General features: G+C 67.6%; 19 protein-coding genes. 6 read left to right on the top strand and 13 right to left on the bottom strand.

The genetic code is table 11. From position 1 onward, the window contains the following. The 7 genes from JMF82_RS10535 to ispG all read right to left on the bottom strand — a co-directional run. Nucleotides 1-547: glutathionylspermidine synthase family protein (locus JMF82_RS10535; protein ID WP_201314479.1), on the bottom strand; the 547-nt coding region annotated here is incomplete at its 3' end. A gap of 2 nt (nucleotides 548-549) precedes the next feature. After that, nucleotides 550-969: a hypothetical protein gene (locus JMF82_RS10540; protein WP_201314480.1), complete on the bottom strand. Its 420-nt coding sequence runs from the start codon at nucleotides 967-969 to the stop codon at nucleotides 550-552. 6 nt (nucleotides 970-975) lie between these two features. Next, nucleotides 976-1,377, bottom strand: coding sequence for a DUF350 domain-containing protein (locus JMF82_RS10545; protein WP_201314481.1), 402 nt, complete (start codon nucleotides 1,375-1,377; stop codon nucleotides 976-978). Between the two features lie 61 nt (nucleotides 1,378-1,438). Next, nucleotides 1,439-2,230 (bottom strand): HD-GYP domain-containing protein, encoded by a 792-nt coding sequence (locus JMF82_RS10550; protein WP_236585407.1) that lies wholly within the window; start codon nucleotides 2,228-2,230, stop codon nucleotides 1,439-1,441. Nucleotides 2,231-2,362: 132 nt separating this feature from the next. Beyond that, a complete protein-coding gene (locus tag JMF82_RS10555; RefSeq protein WP_201314483.1) occupies nucleotides 2,363-2,656 on the bottom strand; it encodes a DUF1905 domain-containing protein in 294 nt (97 codons plus the stop codon). A 17-nt stretch (nucleotides 2,657-2,673) separates the two neighbouring features. Next, complete coding sequence (locus tag JMF82_RS10560) at nucleotides 2,674-3,342, bottom strand: methyltransferase domain-containing protein (protein WP_201314484.1); 669 nt, start codon at nucleotides 3,340-3,342, stop codon at nucleotides 2,674-2,676. A 9-nt stretch (nucleotides 3,343-3,351) separates the two neighbouring features. Continuing rightward, on the bottom strand, nucleotides 3,352-4,608 hold the full coding sequence (gene ispG / locus JMF82_RS10565; RefSeq protein WP_201314485.1) for a flavodoxin-dependent (E)-4-hydroxy-3-methylbut-2-enyl-diphosphate synthase: 1,257 nt from the start codon (nucleotides 4,606-4,608) through the stop codon (nucleotides 3,352-3,354). Nucleotides 4,609-4,807: 199 nt separating this feature from the next. On the opposite strand from ispG, the gene JMF82_RS10570 reads away from it, so the two are divergent. After that, the gene (locus JMF82_RS10570; RefSeq protein WP_201314486.1) at nucleotides 4,808-5,548 is read left to right on the top strand and encodes a helix-turn-helix domain-containing protein; all 741 of its coding nucleotides are present in this window, start codon (nucleotides 4,808-4,810) and stop codon (nucleotides 5,546-5,548) included. Nucleotides 5,549-5,592: 44 nt separating this feature from the next. On the opposite strand, the gene JMF82_RS10575 is transcribed toward JMF82_RS10570, so the two are convergent. Both JMF82_RS10575 and JMF82_RS10580 read right to left on the bottom strand, forming a co-directional pair. Then, nucleotides 5,593-5,949, bottom strand: a complete 357-nt coding sequence (locus tag JMF82_RS10575) for a GFA family protein (RefSeq protein WP_201314487.1) — start codon at nucleotides 5,947-5,949, stop codon at nucleotides 5,593-5,595. Continuing rightward, nucleotides 5,946-7,943: an acetyl-CoA hydrolase/transferase C-terminal domain-containing protein gene (locus tag JMF82_RS10580; RefSeq protein WP_201314488.1), complete on the bottom strand. Its 1,998-nt coding sequence runs from the start codon at nucleotides 7,941-7,943 to the stop codon at nucleotides 5,946-5,948. Before JMF82_RS10580 ends, JMF82_RS10575 begins: the two co-directional genes overlap by 4 nt. Nucleotides 7,944-8,246: 303 nt before the next feature. Here JMF82_RS10580 and JMF82_RS10585 point away from each other — a divergent pair, with 303 nt between their 5' ends. From JMF82_RS10585 to JMF82_RS10605, 5 genes are all read left to right on the top strand, one after another. After that, the gene (locus tag JMF82_RS10585; RefSeq protein ID WP_201314489.1) at nucleotides 8,247-9,713 is read left to right on the top strand and encodes a phospholipase D-like domain-containing protein; all 1,467 of its coding nucleotides are present in this window, start codon (nucleotides 8,247-8,249) and stop codon (nucleotides 9,711-9,713) included. 115 nt (nucleotides 9,714-9,828) lie between these two features. After that, entirely contained in the window at nucleotides 9,829-11,226 is a 1,398-nt protein-coding gene (xseA, locus tag JMF82_RS10590) for an exodeoxyribonuclease VII large subunit (RefSeq protein WP_201314490.1), read from the top strand. 141 nt (nucleotides 11,227-11,367) lie between these two features. Next, nucleotides 11,368-11,583, top strand: coding sequence for a hypothetical protein (locus JMF82_RS10595; RefSeq protein ID WP_201314491.1), 216 nt, complete (start codon nucleotides 11,368-11,370; stop codon nucleotides 11,581-11,583). Nucleotides 11,584-11,598: 15 nt separating this feature from the next. Beyond that, nucleotides 11,599-13,029, top strand: a complete 1,431-nt coding sequence (locus JMF82_RS10600; RefSeq protein WP_201314492.1) for an aldehyde dehydrogenase family protein — start codon at nucleotides 11,599-11,601, stop codon at nucleotides 13,027-13,029. A 127-nt stretch (nucleotides 13,030-13,156) separates the two neighbouring features. Beyond that, nucleotides 13,157-14,176 carry a TraB/GumN family protein gene (locus JMF82_RS10605; protein ID WP_201314493.1) on the top strand — a complete coding sequence of 340 codons (1,020 nt, stop codon included), beginning with the start codon at nucleotides 13,157-13,159 and terminating at the stop codon, nucleotides 14,174-14,176. 59 nt (nucleotides 14,177-14,235) lie between these two features. On the opposite strand, the gene JMF82_RS10610 is transcribed toward JMF82_RS10605, so the two are convergent. The 4 genes from JMF82_RS10610 to JMF82_RS10625 form a co-directional block, all read right to left on the bottom strand. Then, nucleotides 14,236-15,786: a peptidase S10 gene (locus tag JMF82_RS10610; protein WP_236585408.1), complete on the bottom strand. Its 1,551-nt coding sequence runs from the start codon at nucleotides 15,784-15,786 to the stop codon at nucleotides 14,236-14,238. A 220-nt stretch (nucleotides 15,787-16,006) separates the two neighbouring features. Beyond that, the gene (locus JMF82_RS10615) at nucleotides 16,007-16,828 is read right to left on the bottom strand and encodes a DUF5694 domain-containing protein (RefSeq protein ID WP_201314494.1); all 822 of its coding nucleotides are present in this window, start codon (nucleotides 16,826-16,828) and stop codon (nucleotides 16,007-16,009) included. Between the two features lie 80 nt (nucleotides 16,829-16,908). Next, entirely contained in the window at nucleotides 16,909-18,381 is a 1,473-nt protein-coding gene (locus JMF82_RS10620; RefSeq protein ID WP_201314495.1) for an efflux transporter outer membrane subunit, read from the bottom strand. Nucleotides 18,382-18,405: 24 nt separating this feature from the next. Continuing rightward, on the bottom strand, nucleotides 18,406-19,566 hold the full coding sequence (locus JMF82_RS10625) for an efflux RND transporter periplasmic adaptor subunit (protein ID WP_201314496.1): 1,161 nt from the start codon (nucleotides 19,564-19,566) through the stop codon (nucleotides 18,406-18,408). Nucleotides 19,567-19,573: the final 7 nt, after the last annotated feature.

Genomic DNA, 19,573 nt, shown 5'->3' on the forward strand with positions numbered 1-19,573 from the left:
TCAGGTAATCGGTGGTAAGCGCATCCTCCGAGCTGTCGTAGCACGCGGCGAAATGCATGTGCGAGGAAGGCGGCAACATCCGCCAGCGCTCGACCAACGCTTCGTGGATCGCGTTGAACTGATCGGCCTCGGGCGCGACATCCTGCAGCCAGTACCACTGGGCGACCGAAGCCTCGAACAGCGCTGTCGGCGTGTCGGCGTTGTACTCGAGCAGGCGTGGCGGCGCGCCGCCGTCGTAGACGAGATCCATCCGGCCATAGAGCGCCGGCTCGCGGTCCCGCCAGCTGCGCTCGACCAGCGCGGCAGCGCGGGCATCCAGGCCGAGGCCGTCGTAACGGCCTGCGCGCACCACGCGATCCACGGCTTCCATGCACAGGGCATGCAGTTCGTTGGTGGCCGCCTCGATCTCATCGATCTCCCGGGCATCGAAGACATAGCAGGCGTCCTCGCGCCAATAAGGCTGGCCATCGATCGTGTGGAAATCGAAACCCTGCGCTTCGAGCCGCGCCTGCCAGTCGGCGCGCGGCGTGCATGCCTGGCGACGCATGCTCAGCTCGCCCGCGCGAACACGCGGCCGCTGGAGCCGAAACCACCACGCGTGCCGAATTCGACCGCATGGGGACCGGACCGCCCCGGCCCCGGATCGGACGCGCCACCAGCATGGTCGCTGCGATACCACGGCCCGTAGTAACGCAGTCCGACACCATGGCCACCGCTGGAACCCACCGGGTTGTCCAGCTCGCATTGGCCGGTGGAATAGTCGTGCACGCACTCTTCCAGGCTGTCGTAGCGATTGCGCTGCACGTCATGGCCGCGGCCGAGCGCGGTCAATCCGACCAGGGCGGCGCCGCCCAGCATGAGCAAAGGCACGGCGTGGGATTTCTTCTGCGGCTGGTCGCGCAACGGCCGGAACTGGGCATCCGGCCGCCCGGGCCTGCGCGGGCCATCAGGCTTCTTGAGTTCGCCCATGGCGCGTCACCAGGTCATGGCCGCTGCGTTCACCAGGCCCACGGCCAGCGCCAGCACCGCGGCGAATCCAGCGACCGCGCGATTGTCGGCTTCGATCTGGACGGCAAGATCGCGAATGAGCAGGCGCACGACCAGATGGGTCAGCCATTGCACGATCAGCGCCACCAGCCCCCACAGCGCCAGGTCGAGCAGGCTCACGCTGTGGGCCATCGCGCTGGCCAACGGCGCCACGAACCCGAGCAATGCGCCGCCCAGGCTGATCGCGGCAGCCTGGTTGCCATGGCGTATCAACGCCAGCTCGCGCTGCGGCGTGAGCCAGATATGCACCGTGCAGAAGATCGCGAGAAAAAGGACACCCAACCCGAAATACGCTGCAAACGCCGGCAGCGTGGAAAGATCCGGCAACACGTGTTTCCCCTTGGATGCGCCCGTCCTGGGCGCCGGCGCAGTGTAGCCAGTGGCCAGGCGCTCAGTCGACGGTGGCCTGTCCCAGCCCGATCGCCTTCAGGTCGTCATAGTGCTCCAGGAACAGCCCCACGATGCCGGGGTCGAGCTGCCCGCCCGCTGCGTTGCGCAGATAGTCGAGCACGTCTTCCTCGGGCCACGCGGGCTTGTACACGCGCGGGAAGCTCAAGGCATCCCACACGTCGACCACGCTGAAGATGCGCGCCGCCAGGGGAATCTCTTCACCGCTCAAGCCGCGCGGATATCCCGTGCCGTCCCAGCGTTCGTGATGCGCGAAGGGAATGTCGATGGCGGGGCGCAGGAAGGCCGTGCGCATGAGCAGGTCGCGGCCCAGCACGGGATGCGTGCGCATCACCGTGATTTCCTCGGGCGTGAGCGGGCCAGGCTTCACCAGGATCGCATCGGGCAGCGCGAGTTTGCCGATGTCGTGCAGCAAGGCGCCAAAGCGCACGTTGCGCAACGCGTCACCCTCCAGGCCGGCCAGGCGCGCCAGGGCGACGGTCATGCGCATGACGCGCTCGGAGTGGTCGCGCGTCTCCTTGTGGCGCACGTCCATCGCCGACACCAGGGCGCGCAGCGATTGCTCGTTGCCGTTGAGCAGCATGTGGTTGAGGCGATCCAGCCGCCGCATGTCGCGCCCGATCAACCAGTACAGCAGGACGCCGGTGCACAGCACGAACAGCGTACCCTTCAGACTGTGCAAAAGGCCGAGCGTGCGCTCGTCGTGGGCGAGCGAAAGCACGAGGCGGTCGGACAGGAAGATCCATGCCAGCGCCAGCACCACGTAAATGGACACGATGCGAATTTGTGGCCTGACGGTCACCGGCCCTCCCTCATCCCGTTCCGGCGTCCGCCCGGAATCGCCACACCGGCGGAGCATACACGCAGACGAAGCGATGAACGGGGGACCGCCGCGCGTGCCGATGGATCAGGCGTCATCCGGCTCGAGCAGGACATCCACGGACTGTCCGGCGGCAAGCTCGGCGGTCGTGGCGAGTGAATCCTCCAGCAACAGCCAGAAGGAACCGGCACGTTCCACCACCGAGGCGCTGAAGGTCTTTCCATTCAGGCTGCCACGCACGCGATGACCATGGCCGCATCGCCAGAGCGGGCGCGCCGGCGTGGACCACTGGCTGATCGGATCGAACGGCAGCGGCAGCATCCACTGCCTCTGCCCACTCTGGACAACGGCACGAAACGCGACGGCGCGATGCCTGTTCATTCCCCTCCCCCCCGAGCTTACCCCGCCATGAAGATAACGGAGGCGGGCTTGCCTGTGTGAGGGTGGCGCGGCTCCTGGAGGTCGACGAGCCTCAATCCCGCCTGGCGGAAGCTCGCCATCCAGCCTTCCAGGGTGCGGAAATACCAGGGAGCCGGCTGGCCGAAACCGTCGCCGCAACCGGCCCAGGAACCCTCCCGCCAACCATCGCGATAGGGCTCCACGCCCGCGGCGCACGGATGAATGGTCTGGACCAGCAGCGCGCCTTGCGGTTCAAGCAGGCCGGGAACGGCGGCGAGCAAGGCATCGACCGAGGCGTGGCCGAGCAGCGAGAAATTGCACACCACCACGTCGGCGCGTTGGTGCAGCGCACCTGCGGCGACGTCCTCATAGGACATGACCCTGAACGCGCCGCCGCCCTGCGCCTGCGCGGCTTCGACCAGGGACGGCACGGCGTCCACGCCCAGCACGTCGATGCCGTTCGCGGCGAGCTTTCGCGCCAGCCAGCCTTCGCCGCACCCGAGGTCGATGACCTTGCGAGGCTGGCGCGACAGCACGGCGTCGACGATGGCGCGATCGGTGACCAGCTTGCGGCTTTCGATCGCGCCGCCACGCACCGCGTGCTCCCACGCCTGTGCATTGGCCAGCCAGGCGTCGAGGATGCGTGCTTCGCTCGCGCCACCGTTCATGCGTTTGCCTCAGCCGGCCCGGCTGGCGTACTTGGTGGCGACGTAGTGGTCGAGGATGCCGATGAACTCGTTGGCGATGTTGTCGCCGCGCAGCGTCATGGCTTTCTCGCCGTCGATGAATACCGGCGCCGACGGCGCCTCGCCGTTGCCCGGCAGCGAGATGCCGATGTTGGCGTGCTTGGATTCGCCGGGCCCGTTCACCACGCATCCCATCACGGCCAGCGTGAGGTTCTCCACGCCGTCGTACTTCACGCGCCACAGCGGCATCTGCTCGCGCACGTGCGACTGCACCGTGCGCGCCAGCTCCTGGAAGAATTCACTGGTGGTGCGGCCACAGCCCGGACAGGCGGTGACCAGCGGCGTGAATGCGCGCAGGCCCATGGTCTGCAGCAGCTCCTGCGCCACGATGACTTCGCCGGTGCGCGAGGCGCCCGGCTCAGGCGTCAGCGAGATGCGGATGGTGTCGCCGATGCCTTCCTGCAGCAGCACGGCCAGTGCCGCCGACGACGCCGTGATGCCCTTGGAGCCCATGCCCGCTTCGGTCAAGCCCAGGTGCAACGCGTAGTCGCAGCGTCCGGCGATATCGCGGTACACCGCGATCAGCTCCTGCACGCCGGAGACCTTGCACGACAGGATGATGCGATCGCGCGGCAAGCCGATCTCTTCGGCGCGCATCGCCGAGTCCAGCGCCGAACGGATCAACGCCTCGCGCGCGACGTGCGCGGCGTCCCAGGGCTCGGCGCGCTTGTGGTTCTCGTCCATCAGCATGGCGACCATCGACTGGTCGAGCGAACCCCAGTTCGCGCCGATGCGCACCGGCTTGTCGTGGCGCAGCGCCATCTCGATGATCGAGGCGAACTGGCTGTCCTTCTTCTTGCCGAAGCCCACGTTGCCCGGATTGATGCGGTACTTGGCCAGCGCCTCGGCGCAGGCGGGTTCGGCTTCCAGCAACTGATGGCCGTTGTAGTGGAAGTCGCCGATGATCGGCACGTCCACGCCCATCATCGCCAGCTTGTCGCGGATGCGCGGCACCGCGGCCGCCGCGGCCGGCGTGTTCACCGTGATGCGCACCAGTTCGGAACCCGCGCGGGCCAGCTCGGCGATCTGCCTGGCGGTGCTCGACGGATCCTCGGTGTCGGTATTGGTCATCGACTGCACCACGATGGGTGCACCGCCGCCGACCGTGATCTTGCCGATCCTGACGCCCACGCTGGGGCGGCGGGCGGCGGGTTGCGCGGAACGGGGGGAGGAGGACGGGTCGCTCATGGATGGATTGGGCTGCATGTCTTGGGCCGCGGGCGGGTGCGGCAACCGCAAAAGGATAACCGAATGCCCAGGGCTGCCCTAGCAAGCCGCAAACCCGGTTCAGCGATGCGGCATAAACGCGCATCACAGCCCATCCCGCCCCGCTTGCGAGGATCATGGCACCCCGGACACCGAGCAAGGATCCAGGAGGCCAACGCACATGCTTCAGACATACCCCCGCCAGGACGGCGCCAACCGCATGACACCCTCGCCTTCGTGCGCAGGCTGCGGGCACGCCTCCGTCTGCCAGGCCAGCGGCTTCGACCGGGCCGAGCTTTCCGGCTTGCGCCACATCGCCGAACGCATCGGACCGCTGCGCACCGGCGAGTACCTCTACCGCCCGATGTCGCCGTTCCGCGCCCTGTACGCCGTGCAGTCGGGCATGGCCAAGACGGTGGCGGTGGACGTGTCCGGTCGCGAACAGGTGCTGGCCTTCCACCTGCCGGGCGAGATGATCGGGCTGGACGCGATCGATCGCGAAATGCACGACAACGCCGTGGTCGCTCTCGGCAAGACCCAATTCTGCCGTTTCCCGTATTCGGCCGTGCGCCAGGTCGCCATGGAGCAGCCCGAGGTGCCGTGGCATCTCATGAATGCCGCGAGCCATCGCATTTCGCGCCTGCAGCTGAGCGGCGGCAACTACCTCGCCGAAGAGCGCTTCGCGGCGTTCGTGGTCGACCTGCGCGACCGTCGCGCCATGCTGGGCCTGTCGGCCGATTACCTGCCGCTGCCGATGTCGCGCGCGGATATCGGCAACCACCTGCGCCTGACCACCGAAACGGTAAGCCGCCTGCTGGGCCGCTTCCGCCAGCGCGATCTCATCACGCTGGATCGCCACGGCCTGCATGTGGTCAACCTGCCCGCCCTGCGCGAACTCGGCCAGTCACTGCTGATGAGCTGACGCCGTCACCGGGAAGCGCACGCCGCGCGCTTCCCGGTGCGCTTTCACATCAGGTGCAGGCCATCGAACGACTGGCGCTCCACCGACGCCAGGTCGATGCCTTCCAGGCAACGCGCGTTGACCGCCACCATCTCGTCCCCCGTCTTGGGGTGCCTGCCGTAGGCGAACGGCTGGCAGCCGCATTGCATGCAGAAGCGATGGTCGATCATGTGCCGGTTGAACCGGTAGCTGGACAGGGCGTCTTCCCCTGCCCGCAGATGAAACTGCCCGCGCGGCACGAACCACAGCAGAAAGCCCTTGCGGCTGCAGTGGGTGCAATTGCACTCGATGACATGGGAGGGCTCGCCTTCGACCTCGAAGGTGACGCGCCCACAGTGACAGCTGCCCTTCTGCATCGTCATCCGCCCCCTGTCGCATCCGTCCCTGGGGCAGCCTCGGCCGGTTCGATGGCAATCCCCGTCCTGCGCAACGCGCCCCTCAGCACGAGCCGCCACGCGCGATCACCCATCGTGGCGGGCCTGTCCAGGCCCATGCGCGCCACGGCTTCGGCCTCGCCCGTCACCGGCGCCCCCGGCTTCATTGCCGCGCCCACGATATCGAGCCGTCCGCGCCAGCTGCCCTGGCGCAACTTCAGCCAGGAGAGCGCCGCCAACAACTGCTGTTCGACCTCGGTGAAATCGCTGCCGAAGGGAAAGGGTACCAGCGTCCCCTTGGCTTGCCAGGGCGACAGCGCCTCGCGCAGGAACTCCGGCCGATTGTTGCGCCACCGCTCCGGCACCTGGAAATCGGCGGAAAGCTTGCCATGCGCCTTGGCTTCCGCGCACAGCGCGTCGATGAAGCGCGCATCCGAAATGGCCAGCATGGCTTCGATGCATTCGCTGTCGGTCTTGCCGCGAAGATCCGCCACGCCGTACTCGGTGACGAACAGGTCGCGAAGATGGCGCGCAATGGTGGTGTGGCCGTAGTTCCAGCGGATATTCGTCTCCACCCCACCGCGGCCTTGCCGCGTGGAGCGCAGCAGCAGCACCGAACGGCCATCCGGCAACTCGTGGGCCATCGCCACGAAGTTGTACTGGCCGCCCACGCCGCTGACCACCTCGCCATTCTCCAGTCCGTCTGACACGGCCGAACCGAGCAAGGTCGCCATCATGCAGGTGTTGAAGAAGCGGGCGCCGCGCCGCTGCAGCGAAGCCAGCGCCTGGTGGTCGCCGTACAGCTGGTTGACGTTGGAGACGCGGCACATGTCCAGCGCGTCGGCGTCTTCGGCCTCAAGCGACGCCACCCAGTCGTACAAGGCCCTGGAGCCGAGGAAGAAAGCGCCACGCAGGTAATGGCCACCGGGCGTCTCGGGCGAAAGCCTGCCGCTGGCCGCCGCGCGTTCCAGCGCCATGTTGTCCCATGCGCGCCGCTTGAGGATGCCGGCTTGCTGCAGGTGCATGAAGCCATCCATCACCATTTCGCTCGCGCCGTAGAGCCCCGTGCGAAACGGCGCGAGGCCGCCCATGCGGGCCGCCAGCGCATGCGTGCCGCCGCGCGGATCCAGCGCCACCAGCGCGCGGCGCCATTGCGTGTTGTCCTGTTGCCGCCAACGCAGCGCGTGCACCAGCGCGTCCGAAAGCGCACCGATGCCGATCTGCAGGCAACCGCCGTCGCGCACCAGCGCGCTCGCGTGCATGCCCAGCGCGTACTCCACGACGTCAAGCGGCTGCCTTGGCACGGCAAACAACGGCGGCGACGTGGCAGTGCGAAGCTCGATGTCGAAATAGTCGCGCGCCACTTCGGCATGCCCGCTCACGTAGGGCATGCCGGGATGCACGACGGCCACGCACAACGGGCGCGGCTTGCCCGACTGCACGACCTGCTCGATGAAATCCAGCGTAAGGTCCGGATTGCTCGACAGGCTGTAGCGCACGCCATCGGGTGTCTCGCGCCGCGCCACCAGTTGCACCAGCAGGTTGATGTCCTGCACCGCCAGATCGCGCGCGACATGCGTGTAGTTCTGGCTGATGTAGTTGCGCTGCGCGCTGCCCGAATGCAGCAAGGCGCCGGACTGCATGTAGAACTCGTGCACCGCCACGTTCGAAGGCAAGGCGTTGCGCGCCTGGTCGACCGCGTATTCCGGATCGACGGCGTCCGCGCCGAAATGACGCTCCACGAACGGGCCGAGAAAACGCGCCTCAAGGCCGGGCGCAGGCCGGGGACGCGTCAGGGAGAGCGCGGTATAGAGCGACAGCGAACGCGAGGTGTCCGCCTTAGTCAGCCGGTAAAGCGCATTGAGCAGGCCATGGGGCTTGCCCAGGCCCAACGGCGCCGCGACGCGCAAGTCGGCTCCCAGCCGCTCGGCAATGTGATGGGCACAGCTGTCGATGTCGGCAAAACATTGCTCAGGCGCCATGGAATGAGCATGACAGAAGGTTCATGGGGACAACACCGGCCCGTCACGGGCGCGTATTGGTGACATGCATCGGGTGAACGCGGGTTGAAGAAAGCCCGGTGGCATGCCCTACTCTTGGAGCCTGCTCCCTATCTCTGCAGAGCCCGCGTCGGGAGCTGTTTGCGCGCAGGCCAAGGAAGAACGAGGGCATGTATGTCGATACATAACCCGTGCGATGACGCCGGCATGCGGGCAAGCAGACCCGGCCCGGAGGGGCGCGTATGGTCAACGCGGGCTGAGCAGAGACAGGGAGCAGGTTTTTTCATGAATCCAAAGCTCGCGGCGGCACCCGCCCGACTGCTGGCCGAACAGGCTCTGAGCCGGGCCGCCGGCGCACCCTTGCTCGGCGGCAACGCCGTCGAACTGCTGATCGATGCCGCCGCCCACTTCGACGCCTGGCTCGACGCCATCCGCAGCGCACGCCACCGGGTGCTGCTGGAGAACTACATCATCCGTGACGACGAAGTGGGCCGATCGTTTCGCGACGCCTTGGTGGAATGCGCCGAGCGCGGCGTGCAGGTGGCCGTGGTGTACGACTGGCTGGGCTGCAAGGGGCAATCGCGCGACGGCTTCTGGCGTCGTCTGCGCGCAGCGGGCGGCAAAGTGCGCGCCTTCAATCCACCGCAACTCGGGCAGCCGTTCGGCTGGATCAGCCGCGACCATCGCAAGCTGCTGGTGGTCGACGGCGTGGTTGGATTTCTTTCCGGCGTGTGCATCAGCCAGAAGTGGCTGGGTGATCTGCGCCGCGGCGTGGAGCCGTGGCGCGATACCGGCGTCAGCCTGCGCGGCCCGGCCGTCGCGGAACTGGAACACGCCTTCGCCGAAAGCTGGGCAAGCATCGGAGCGCCGCTGCCACCGTTTCCGGAACCGTCCGCGATACAGGAGCCGGCGGGCTCGGTGGCGCTGCGCGTGATCGCCACGCAGCCCTCGACGGCGGGCATGTATCGACTGGACCAGCTCATTGCCGCCATGGCCCGGCGGACGCTCTGGCTTACCGATGCGTATTTCATCGGCATCGCGCCCTACGTGCAGGCCCTGGCGTCGGCGGCGCGCGATGGCGTGGACGTGCGCCTGCTGGTGCCGGGCAGCAGCGACATACCGCTGGTGGCCGGCATGTCGCGCTCGGGCTATCGGCCGTTGCTCAAGGCGGGCATCCGCGTGTTCGAATGGAACGGTTCGATGCTGCACGCCAAGACGGCAGTGGCGGACGGCCTCTGGGCGCGCGTGGGCTCGTCCAACCTCAACATCGCCAGTTGGCTTGGCAACCGCGAGATCGACGTGGCCGTCGAGGACGCCGGTTTCGCGCGGCAACTGGCCGAGCAATACGAGCTCGACCTGGAACATGCCACGGAGATCGTGCTCGCCCCGCGGCGATGGCGGCCCCACAAGGATCACGTGCAAAGCAAGGTTCGCCAGCCGCAGACGCGGTTTCGCCACGTGGGCGGAAGCTCGGGGCGGGCAGCCGCCGGCGCCCTGCGCATCGCCAACACCGTGGGCGCCGCCCTGACGGATCGCCGCGTGCTCGGCGACACCGCCACCGGGCCGCTGCTGCTGGGCACGCTGGTGCTGACGCTGCTGGCTGTACTGGGCTTTTTCTGGCCCGCCGTCATTGGCTGGCCCATCGGCGTCGTGGCTGCCTGGCTCGCGCTGAACTTCGGCGTGCGGGCTTGGCGCGTCCGCAGGCGCCTGCGCTCCAACCCGCTGGACCTCGACGATTCATCGGTCGAATAATCCATATAAATCATAAAGCTGGGGGCTTTGCCTCAAGGCCTGACTATGCTTGGTCCGGCAAGCGGATGTAATCCAAGCATTCATCGCCGGCCGGTCGTGCTAGGCTCCCGCGTTCATGCGCTCGCCCGACGACCACAGCCACGACCCCGGCGGCTCGCCGCCCCGGCAGATCCTCACGCCCAGTTCGCTCAACCGGCTGGTGCGGGATCTGCTGGAGGACGCCCTGCCGCTGATATGGATCGAAGGCGAGCTGTCCAACGTGGCTCGCCCGGCATCAGGGCACCTCTACTTCACCCTCAAGGATGCCGGCGCCCAGGTGCGCTGCGCCATGTTTCGCCCCAAGAGCGGCTGGCTGAAGTTCCGGCCTGCCGACGGCATGCACGTGCTGGTGCGGGCCCGGGTGGGGCTGTACGAACCTCGCGGGGAATTCCAGCTGGTCGCCGAGCACATGGAGCCGGCCGGCGAAGGCGCCCTGCAACGCGAGTTCGAGCAGCTCAAGGCCCGACTCGACGCCGAAGGCCTGTTCGACCCTGCGCGAAAACGGGCCCTGCCCCGCTACGCGCGACGGATCGGCGTGATCACGTCGGCAACCGGCGCGGCGATACGCGACGTGCTCAGCGTGATGTCGCGACGCTGGCCGCTGGCCGAAGTGGACGTATTGCCCGTACCTGTGCAGGGTCGCGAGGCGCCGCCGGCCATCACCGCCATGCTGCGCAAGGCATCGGCCAGCGGCCGCTACGACGTGTTGCTGCTCACCCGCGGCGGCGGCTCGCTGGAAGACCTGTGGGCCTTCAACGACGAGCAGGTGGCGCGCGCGATCCATGCCAGCGCGGTGCCGGTGGTGTCCGCCGTGGGTCACGAGATCGATTTCAGCATCGCCGACTTCGTGGCCGACCTGCGCGCACCCACGCCGTCGGCAGCGGCCGAACTGCTGGTGCCCGATGCGGCGCCGATGCGACGGCACCTGGAACAGCTGGCGCAGCGCCTCACCGTGCTGGAGCAGCGCAAGCTGCAGGCACGCATCCAACGGGTGGACCACCTGTATGCGCGCCTGCAGGCACAACGGCCCCAGGCGCGGCTCGCGCGTGATCGAGAGCGCCTGCTCAACCTCGAGCGCCGGTTGCTCGGCGTGCAGCGCGAACAGGCGCGCATGCGCCGCGTGGCACTGGAGCGCGCCCACGCACGCCTGATTGCCCAGCACCCGCGCCTGCGCCTGCTGCTGTTGCGTCGTCGACTCGCGGAGCTGTCGCAACGCCTGCGCCAGTCGGTGGAACGCCGGCTCGAACGCGAACGACTGACCTTGCGACAGGCGGGACGCGCCCTGCATGCCGTGAGTCCTCTCGCCACGCTGGAACGCGGTTACGCGATCTTGTTCGATGAGCAGGGCAAGGTCCTGCGCTCGGTGCGTGGCGTAGCTGAAGGAGCGCAGCTGACAGGTCGCCTGGCCGACGGAGAACTACGGCTTGTGGCGGGCCCGCATGCGGCGTCCGGCGAGCCCAAAGACCGCAAATGAGCGCGCTGTGCGCGCCTCCGTGCGCGACTGCAGGCTGCCTGCCGACGCGTCCGCCGCCGTCGCGTGCTTGAGGCTCCCGCGGCTCACACCATGTGAACGATCCATGCCTCATCCTTTTCGTTCCGATCACGGGAGCGCAGCATGAAGGCAGCGGCAGGGTTCGCGAACGCGTGGGAAGCCGAAGGCGCGTACCGCACGCTTCGCATGCAGCCCGGCCTCGCGCCACGCCCGCCGCGCGACGATGAATCCATGCCCGGGCCGCGGCGCGCGCTCGACGCCGGCACGCATCCGCCCATTGGCCGCCAGGCCAATCACCACATCCCCAACGCAAAAATCCAGCGGCCCAGCGCCGCCTGATCGCCTGGAGTTTCCATGCTCGCCAAAAGCTATCCGTACTACCTCGCCAACCAGCCGCAGACCTCGAAGGAAACGATGGATGTGCTGGACAAGTACAGCGGCAAGGTCGCCACGCGCGTGGCCGTGCCCGACGCCAAGGCCACCGAGAAGGCGATCGCCGCCGCCGTGAAAGCGGCGGAACCGATGCGCGACTTCAAGCCGTGGGCCCGCCAGCAGGTGCTGCAGCATTGCGCGCAGCGTTTTGCCGAGCGCCGCGAGGAGCTGGCTTATGCACTGTGCGTGGAAGCCGGCAAGCCGATCAAGGATTCCGACGGCGAGGTGACGCGACTCATCGAAACCTTCCGCATCGCCGCCGAAGAGGCGGTGCGCGTCAATGGCGAAACCATCAACCTGGAACTCGCCAAGCGTCTGGACGGCTATCACGGCTACACCAAGCGCGTGCCGCTGGGGCCGGTGTCGTTCATCACGCCGTTCAACTTTCCCCTCAACCTTGTCGCCCACAAGGTGGCCCCGGCCATCGCGGCGGGCTGCCCGTTCGTGCTCAAGCCCGCCGAACGCACGCCGATCGGCGCCCTGATCATTGGCGAAGTGCTGGCCGAGACCGACCTGCCCAAGGGCGCGTTCTCGGTACTGACGCTGGACGGCAAGCACGCCAATCCGCTGGTGGAAGACCCGCGCTTCAAGCTGCTCTCGTTCACCGGCAGCCAGATCGGCTGGGATCTCAAGACGCGGGCCGGCCACAAGAAGGTGACGCTGGAGCTGGGCGGCAACGCCGCGTGCGTCATCGACGCCGACCAGGGCCCGCAGCTGGACCGCGTGATCGATCGCCTGGTGTTCGGCGCGTTCTACCAGTCGGGCCAGAGCTGCATCAGCGTGCAGCGCATCTATGCGCACAAGGACATCTACGACGAGCTGAAGAAAAAGCTCGTCGCTGCCGTGAAGAAGCTGAAGGCAGGCGATCCGAAGAAGAAGGACACCTTCCTCGGCCCGATGATCGACGAGGCCGCTGCGGAGCGCCTGCATGGCTGGATCGAGGAAGCACGCAAGGCCGGCGGCAAGGTGCTGTGCGGCGGCAAGCGCAGCGGCGCGATGCTGGAAGCGACCTTGATGGAAGGCGTGCCCACCAGCGCCAAGGTGCATCGCCAGGAAGTGTTCGGCCCGTTCGCCCTGCTCGCGCCGTTCAAGCGCTTCGACGACGTCGTGGCGATGGTCAACGATTCGGACTACGGCTTGCAGGCCGGCATCTTCACCGACAGCCTCGCCCATGCGATGCGTGCCTGGAACGAGCTGGAACAAGGCGGCGTGATCGTCAACGACGTGCCCAGTTTCCGCGTGGACAACATGCCCTACGGCGGCATCAAGCTTTCCGGCATCGGCCGCGAAGGCGTGCGGTGTGCCATCGAAGACATGACCGAAGTGCGGTTGATGGTGATGCGCGAGCTTTGAGGCCATCGCGGCGGTCCAGTAGGCCCCTGACCGCCGCCTGTGGCGCCGGGGTGCCGGGTGGTGTTCAATCTTCACACCCAACCCGGCAAGCCCCTGCCTGCCGCCCTGCCCCCAGTGGAGCCGACGGATGCCCACGAAATTAGCCTTGTGCCTGGGCACCCTGCTCATGACGGCCAGCGCCCTGGCGCAAGAGCCCCCGACCGCGCCCGCCACCACGCAGCCACCCGCCAAGCCCGTCGACCTGCAGGCGGTCACCGTCCGCGGCGACCAGCCCGGGCCGGCGCTGTGGGAGGTTCGCAAGGGCGATCACGTGCTCTGGGTCCTGGGAACCATATCGCCGCTGCCGAAGTACGCCACCTGGCAGTGGACCCAGCTTGAACAGGCCCTGGGGAAATCGAGCGAGCTGCTCGAAGCGCCTTCGGCGCGCCTGAAGATGCCGCCCAGCCTGTTCTCCCGCCTTGCACTGCAGCCGTCGGCACGGCTCAATCCCGGCGGCGCGACGCTGCAGCGCCTCCTGCCGGCCGACATGTATGCGCGCTGGCGGGACCTGCGGCATCAGTATCTGCACGATGACGATGCCTATGAGTACCAGCGCCCGATCATCGTCGCCGAACAGCTGTTCACCAAGGCTCTCAGCGCGAACGGCCTGACGGCCGACATCGACGTGGAAGACATGGTCGAGAAACTGGCGCGCAGGCATGGCGCCCGGCAGGTGCCCGTGCGCTATGAACTGGTGATCCACAAGGTGCCCAAGCGCACCGGCGGCGCGGACAGCGACCAGCAGCAAGGCATCGCCTGCCTGGACGAGACGATGCAGATGATCGAACACGACATGCCCATGCTCACCCGCCGCGCCAACGCGTGGGCCACCGGCGACTCCACCACGCTGCGCAACCTCATGCAGGAAAACCGCGAGCCGTGCGTGGTGAGCGCGATCAACGGCGATTTCGAGCATCAACTCAACGTGACCGACCTGCCGCAGCGCATCGATGCGGCCTGGGTCAGGGAGGCGGACGCCGCGCTCACGCGCAACCGGCGCACGGTCGCCGTGCTGACGATGGAACAGGTGATGTCCCCCACCGGCTACCTCGCCACGCTGAGGTCGATGGGTTACCTGGTGCGGCCGCCGGACGACCTCAAGCAGTAAACCGCCGCGCAAAAAGAAGGCCCGGACGCCTGCAGCGCCCGGGCCTCTTGTTTTGCCGATTACTTCGCGCCGTAGAGCTGGGCCGCGTCTGCCTTGAACGAGGACGCACTGCCGTCACGGCTGTAGAACATGTGGCCGCCCGGATACACCGACAGCTTCACGCGCTGCTGCTGGCCGAAGGTCGGCATCTGGTCGATGATCAGGCGCGAGGTGAAGAACGGGCACGACAGGTCGTTGTAGCCGTGCACGATCAACACCTTCATGTTCGGATCGTTGCCGATGGCCTTGCGCAGGTCCGCCACCGGCTTGTCGTCGGTCTCGCCGCGATCCCACGCGTTGTTGACCGTGTAGGACAGCGCCTCGTAATGCGCGTCCGTCTTCCAGCCCACTTCGCGCGTCACGAAATCCACCATCGCGCTGGTGGTCGGCGCCAGCAGCGCATCGAGGATCGGGTCGCCCGACTGGCGGCGCGCCGAACCCGGGAACGGATCGAACGCGGTGACGTTGGAGTCGTACACGCTGCCGATCTTCTTCTCGGAACGATGGATCTCGCGCAGGTAGGTGCCGATGTCGACACGGCCGTCCAGCTTGGAGACCACCGAGGGATCGAGGCCGGTATAAGCGGACACCTTCTGCACCATGCGGCTGATCGCGCCCGGGTCCGAGCGTCCCGCCAGGAAGTCGGTGACGAACTGGGTGCGCACGTAGTTCTCGACGTCCGTCATCGCGGCCGGCGAGAGCTTGCCCTGGGCCTCCAGATGCGCCGCCGTCATCGACGGCAGGTTGATCATCCACGGCAACGGCGACAGCGCGTCGCCATCGCCGATGGCGGCCGGATCGAGGTACGGCGACACCATCACCAGGCCGTTCACGCCCACGCCCATGCGGGTCTGCAGTTCATAGGCGATGCGCGGCGCGCGGTAGCCGCCGTAGCTCTCGCCCATCACGTACTTGGGCGCGCGCAGGCGGCCGTGCTTCACCAGCCAGTCGTACACCACGCGCGAGAGGTATTTGATGTCCGCCTCGGTCGAGTAGAAATCCTTCTTGGTCTTGTCTTCGTCTTCCAGCGAACGCGAGAAGCCGGTGCCGACCGGATCGATGAACACCAGGTCGCTCATGTCGAGCCAGGTGTTGGGGTTGTCCTTGGTCACGGCGGCATCGGACGGCGCGTCGCCGTCCACGCCGAACTGGATGCGCTTGGGACCGATCGCGCCCATGTTGAGGTACACCGACGAAGCGCCCGGGCCGCCGTTGAAGGCGAACGTCACCGGACGATGCGGATCGTTGCCGGGCACCACGTAGGCGGTATAGACCACATCGGCGATCTTCTTGCCCTTGGCGTCGCGCACCGGAATGGTGCCCACGGTTGCCTCATAGGACACCGTGCGGCCACCCACGCGCACGCTCTGCTTGATGGTCTTGTCCGCCGGCAGCGGCGGCAGCTCGGCTTCGGACTTCTTTTCCGCCTCGGCGGCGGGCTTGGCATCCTTGCCTTCGGCGGCCATGGCCAGCGGCGACATGACCATGCCGAGCGCAAACACGGCCGCAAACCAGGCGGCACCACGCCCCACCCGGGCGGCACGACCACAAACAGGCAAATCTCGCTTCATCAGGAATCTCGCAAAGGCCAAATGGCAGTTAGCTACGCAGGTGCCCGACACGCACGCTCCCCGCTGCGATCAACAGGCGCAGCCATGCTCGTGTCGGATGCACTCTCCATGGAAGCGGCATGCCCACGGGGGACACCAGTGCCGTTAGGCACGGGTCCGCGATGATGGCGGGCGCGCATGGCGACGGCGCAACATCGTGCGCCGCCTTCGCACGGAGGCATCAGCGAGGCAGGTAGTCGTTCGGCTCCACCAGCTGGAAGCCGGGGGTTTCGCGCACGCACTGCCGCAGCAGGAAGGCGTGGCCGCTGCCATAGAAGACCACGATATGGTCGCCCGGCTCCGCCAGTTGCAGCAGGTTCGCGCAAATGAGGAAGTTGCGGCGATACCAGGCCGCGAGCAGCTCGGCGCCCGGCTGCTCGTTGCCCGAGCCGATGCGCAGCGCGGTGCGATAGAACGAGTTGCCCTCCTCGATCAGGGCCGGCTCGTTGACGCGCCGCAACGCCGCGGAGAGACCCTGCCCGGCGAGCAGGCGCTGCTGCTCGGCCATCTGGCGATCGATCTTCGCGCCCTCGGCATCGAGCTGGCTGGAAAGCCCATGCGCGTCGGCATAGGCCTTCACCGGCTCATAGGGAAAATCGCCATCGACATCGATGCCATACACCCTGGCATGAGCCGTCCCGGCGAGGCGAAAACCGAGCTGCACGACTTCGTTGCGCGATGGCGGCAAGGTTCCGGCCAGATAACGGGGATAGCGCTCGTCGACCGTCTCGCGTGGCCATTCGACAGCCACCTTGCCGGGCTTGAAGCGCGCCAGGGCATCGGTGATGGCCGCCAGTTCCGCCTGGCGTTTGGGCGCCAGCACATCGTCCACCTTCATGTTGTGAAGATCGTGGCCAGGATTGGACAGGTGGAAGAGGCCTATCACCATCACCTGGACGGGCGCGGATTGCGCATCGGCCCGGGCCTTGTCGGCAGCGAGCGACATCGCGCCCGCCAAGGCGACGCAAAACAGGAACGACGACCTGGTGAATGCCAACCGCATGCGGATCTCCCCTGGCACGGCCGGTTCGCCCCTTGCGAACCGGCTCGACCTGGCTTGGATGCATCCTGGCCGCAAGCGGTTTAATGCGCCGCCAGCGCCACGGCCTCATGGGGAGACGCCGGCCCCGCGTCGACGCCCGGCCAGCCACCGCCCAACGCCTTGATCAGGCGCACGTCGGCTTCCAGCCGGCGGCGCGAAAGCTCCAGCAGATTCTGCGACTGCGCGAGGTCCACGCTCTGCGTGGACACCACTTCCAGGTAGTCCGCCGCCCCGTCCCGGTAGCGCGTCAAAGCCAGCTGGGCCGCGCGGGCAGCGGCATCCACCGCATGCTGCTGCGCGACCGATTCGTCACCCAGCACCGCCAGCGAGGCGAGGTTGTCTTCCACGTCCTGGAAAGCGGTGAGCACGGTCTGCCGATAGTCGGCGGCGGCCGCATCGTGGCTGGCGTTCGCCCCGGCAAGTTCCTGTTTGCGGCGCCCGCCGTCGAACAAGGTGCCGACGAGTGCCGGGCCGATCGCCCAGAAGCGGCTGGGCAACATGGCGAACTGGGCCAGCTTCGAAGCTTCCAGGCCGCCGCTGGCCGACAGCAACAGGTCCGGAAAGAACGCCGACGTCGCCTCGCCCACATCGGCGTTGGCCGCCGCCACGCGACGCTCCGCCGCGGCGATATCCGGGCGGCGCTGCAGCAAGGTGGATGGAACGCCCGCCGGAACCCGGGGCAAGGCCAGCGGCTGCGTGTCCACCGGCAGGCTGAGCTGGGCCGGAGGGACGCCGATCAGCACGGCAATGGCGTGTTCGTGTTGTGCCCGGCTTTCGCCGAGATCGATCAACTTGGCCTGCGCCACTTGCCATTGCGCCTGTGCCTGCTGCAGGTCCGACTCGGACGCGATGCCACCCTGGTACCGCGTATTCACCAGCGACCTGGCGCGGGCGTAGTCCGCCACGGTCTGCTGCAGAAGCGCGGCTTCCGCATCGAGTTCGCGCAGGTCGATGTAATCGATGGCGAGTTCCGCCTGCATGGCCAGGCGCACCGAGGCCAGGTCGGCTTCGCTCGCCTGGTAACGTGCCTGCGCGGCCTTCACCTGGTAGCCGATGCGTCCAAACAGGTCAGGCTCCCATGACACCGTGAGCCCCGCGTTGAAGTCGGACACGGTCTTGCCGGCCAGCGACCGGCCCACCACGTTCTGCGAGGTGTGATCGCGATCGGCGCCCAGCCCGGCGGTGACGGTCGGCCAATAGGCCGAGCGCGCCGTGCCGACCAGCGCCTTGGCCTGCGCGAGATTCGCCACGCTCCTGGCGATGGTCTGGTTGCCGACGTCAACCTTGCCTTCCAGATCGTCCAGCGTCGTGTCGCCGAACAATTTCCACCATGTCCCACGATCAATATCGTCGCCTGGTTGCGCGGGTTGCCACCCCGGCGCCGCACGCGATGCCTCCTTGAACTGGCCAGGCACGGCCACCGCGGGACGGACATAGGCAGGCCCGGGCGTGCAGCCGGCGAGCAAGCCGCCAAGCAACGCCGCCATCGCGGCCGCGCCAAGGGATGAGGTCATGCGAGGTTTCATGATCGGGTCTCCTCAGGCGTTCGCCGGACTGGCATTGATGCGCACGACCTGGCCCGCGCTGACGGCGTCGCCCGGGTTCACGATCACGCGCTCATCGCCCTGCAAACCGGAACGGATCTCCACGCGTGCACCGAAATCACGCCCCAAGGTGACGGTGCGCAACTGCACCGCGCCCCTGGCATCCACGACGGCCACCTGCACCCCCGCGGGCCGGAACAGCAGCGCGTTGGCAGGCAGCGACAGACCCGGCTGCGCGGCCGACAGCGGCAGGCTCACCTGGGCATACGCGCCAGGCAGCACCGCGCCATCCGGGTTGTCCAGGTCGACCTCCACGCGCAGCGTGCGGCTGCCCGCATCGATCGCACCGGACGTACGCGCCACCGTACCGATGAAGCGGCGCCCGGGGTATTGCGGCAGCGCCAGGTTCGCCTTGGCGCCGGCGACGACGTCGGCGGCCTGGTCCTGCGGCACATCGACGAACACACGCAGCCGGTCGGTCTCGGCCAGGCGGAACAACGCGGCGGGCGTCCCGCCATTGCCCGCGTCGATCAGCGCGCCCGTATCGACATTGCGCACGGTGATCACGCCATCGAACGGCGCGGTCACCTTTTCGAACGATTGCAGCTGCGCGAGGCGGCTAACGTTTGCCTGGGCGGCCGCGAGCATGGCCTGCTTGGCCTTCATGGTGCTCACGTTCTCTTCGCTGGACTGGCGGGAAACGGCGTCGTCCTTGAGCATCTCCTGCCAGCGCGCGGCGGTGACCCTGGCGATGTCGTAGTTGGCCGACGCCGTCGCCGCATCCGACCTGGCCTGCGCAAGCTCGGCATCGAGTTCGGGCGCATCGATGTCGGCGAGCAGGTCGCCGCGCTTCACGCGGGTGCCGATGTCGCTGTACCAGCGATGCAGATAGCCGCTGGTGCGCGCGTAGATGTTTGCCTCCTGGAAGGCTTCCACGTCACCGGGCAACACGAGCATCTGCTCGGCCGGCGCCCTGGCCGGCGTCACCACCGCCACGGTGGGCACGGCCAGCGCATCGGTCTGGCGGGCCACCGTGCCGTGCGCGGCGAGCCGCGGGATACCGCCGATGGACAAGGCCAGCGCCGCCGCGATGGCAGAAACGACCAGCAGGCGCTTCGGTGCAGCCGCTGGCTTGATGGGAACGAGCATGGACATGGGCGTG

It is taken from the genome of Dyella sp. EPa41 (genome assembly GCF_016586165.1).
Taxonomy (GTDB): Bacteria; Pseudomonadota; Gammaproteobacteria; order Xanthomonadales; family Rhodanobacteraceae; genus Dyella.

Bases quoted from the DNA above. Each gene is read 5' to 3' on its own strand.
- JMF82_RS10555 (WP_201314483.1), bottom strand. From the start codon at position 2,656: ATGAACAGGCATCGCGCCGTCGCGTTTCGTGCCGTTGTCCAGAGTGGG.
- JMF82_RS10585 (WP_201314489.1), top strand. From the start codon at position 8,247: ATGAATCCAAAGCTCGCGGCGGCACCCGCCCGACTGCTGGCCGAACAG.
- JMF82_RS10615 (WP_201314494.1), bottom strand. From the start codon at position 16,828: ATGCGGTTGGCATTCACCAGGTCGTCGTTCCTGTTTTGCGTCGCCTTG.
- JMF82_RS10580 (WP_201314488.1), bottom strand. From the start codon at position 7,943: ATGGCGCCTGAGCAATGTTTTGCCGACATCGACAGCTGTGCCCATCAC.
- JMF82_RS10605 (WP_201314493.1), top strand. From the start codon at position 13,157: ATGCCCACGAAATTAGCCTTGTGCCTGGGCACCCTGCTCATGACGGCC.
- xseA (WP_201314490.1), top strand. From the start codon at position 9,829: ATGCGCTCGCCCGACGACCACAGCCACGACCCCGGCGGCTCGCCGCCC.
- JMF82_RS10540 (WP_201314480.1), bottom strand. From the start codon at position 969: ATGGGCGAACTCAAGAAGCCTGATGGCCCGCGCAGGCCCGGGCGGCCG.
- JMF82_RS10620 (WP_201314495.1), bottom strand. From the start codon at position 18,381: ATGACCTCATCCCTTGGCGCGGCCGCGATGGCGGCGTTGCTTGGCGGC.
- JMF82_RS10625 (WP_201314496.1), bottom strand. From the start codon at position 19,566: ATGTCCATGCTCGTTCCCATCAAGCCAGCGGCTGCACCGAAGCGCCTG.
- JMF82_RS10610 (WP_236585408.1), bottom strand. From the start codon at position 15,786: ATGAAGCGAGATTTGCCTGTTTGTGGTCGTGCCGCCCGGGTGGGGCGT.
- JMF82_RS10570 (WP_201314486.1), top strand. From the start codon at position 4,808: ATGCTTCAGACATACCCCCGCCAGGACGGCGCCAACCGCATGACACCC.
- JMF82_RS10560 (WP_201314484.1), bottom strand. From the start codon at position 3,342: ATGAACGGTGGCGCGAGCGAAGCACGCATCCTCGACGCCTGGCTGGCC.
- JMF82_RS10595 (WP_201314491.1), top strand. From the start codon at position 11,368: ATGAAGGCAGCGGCAGGGTTCGCGAACGCGTGGGAAGCCGAAGGCGCG.
- ispG (WP_201314485.1), bottom strand. From the start codon at position 4,608: ATGAGCGACCCGTCCTCCTCCCCCCGTTCCGCGCAACCCGCCGCCCGC.
- JMF82_RS10575 (WP_201314487.1), bottom strand. From the start codon at position 5,949: ATGACGATGCAGAAGGGCAGCTGTCACTGTGGGCGCGTCACCTTCGAG.
- JMF82_RS10600 (WP_201314492.1), top strand. From the start codon at position 11,599: ATGCTCGCCAAAAGCTATCCGTACTACCTCGCCAACCAGCCGCAGACC.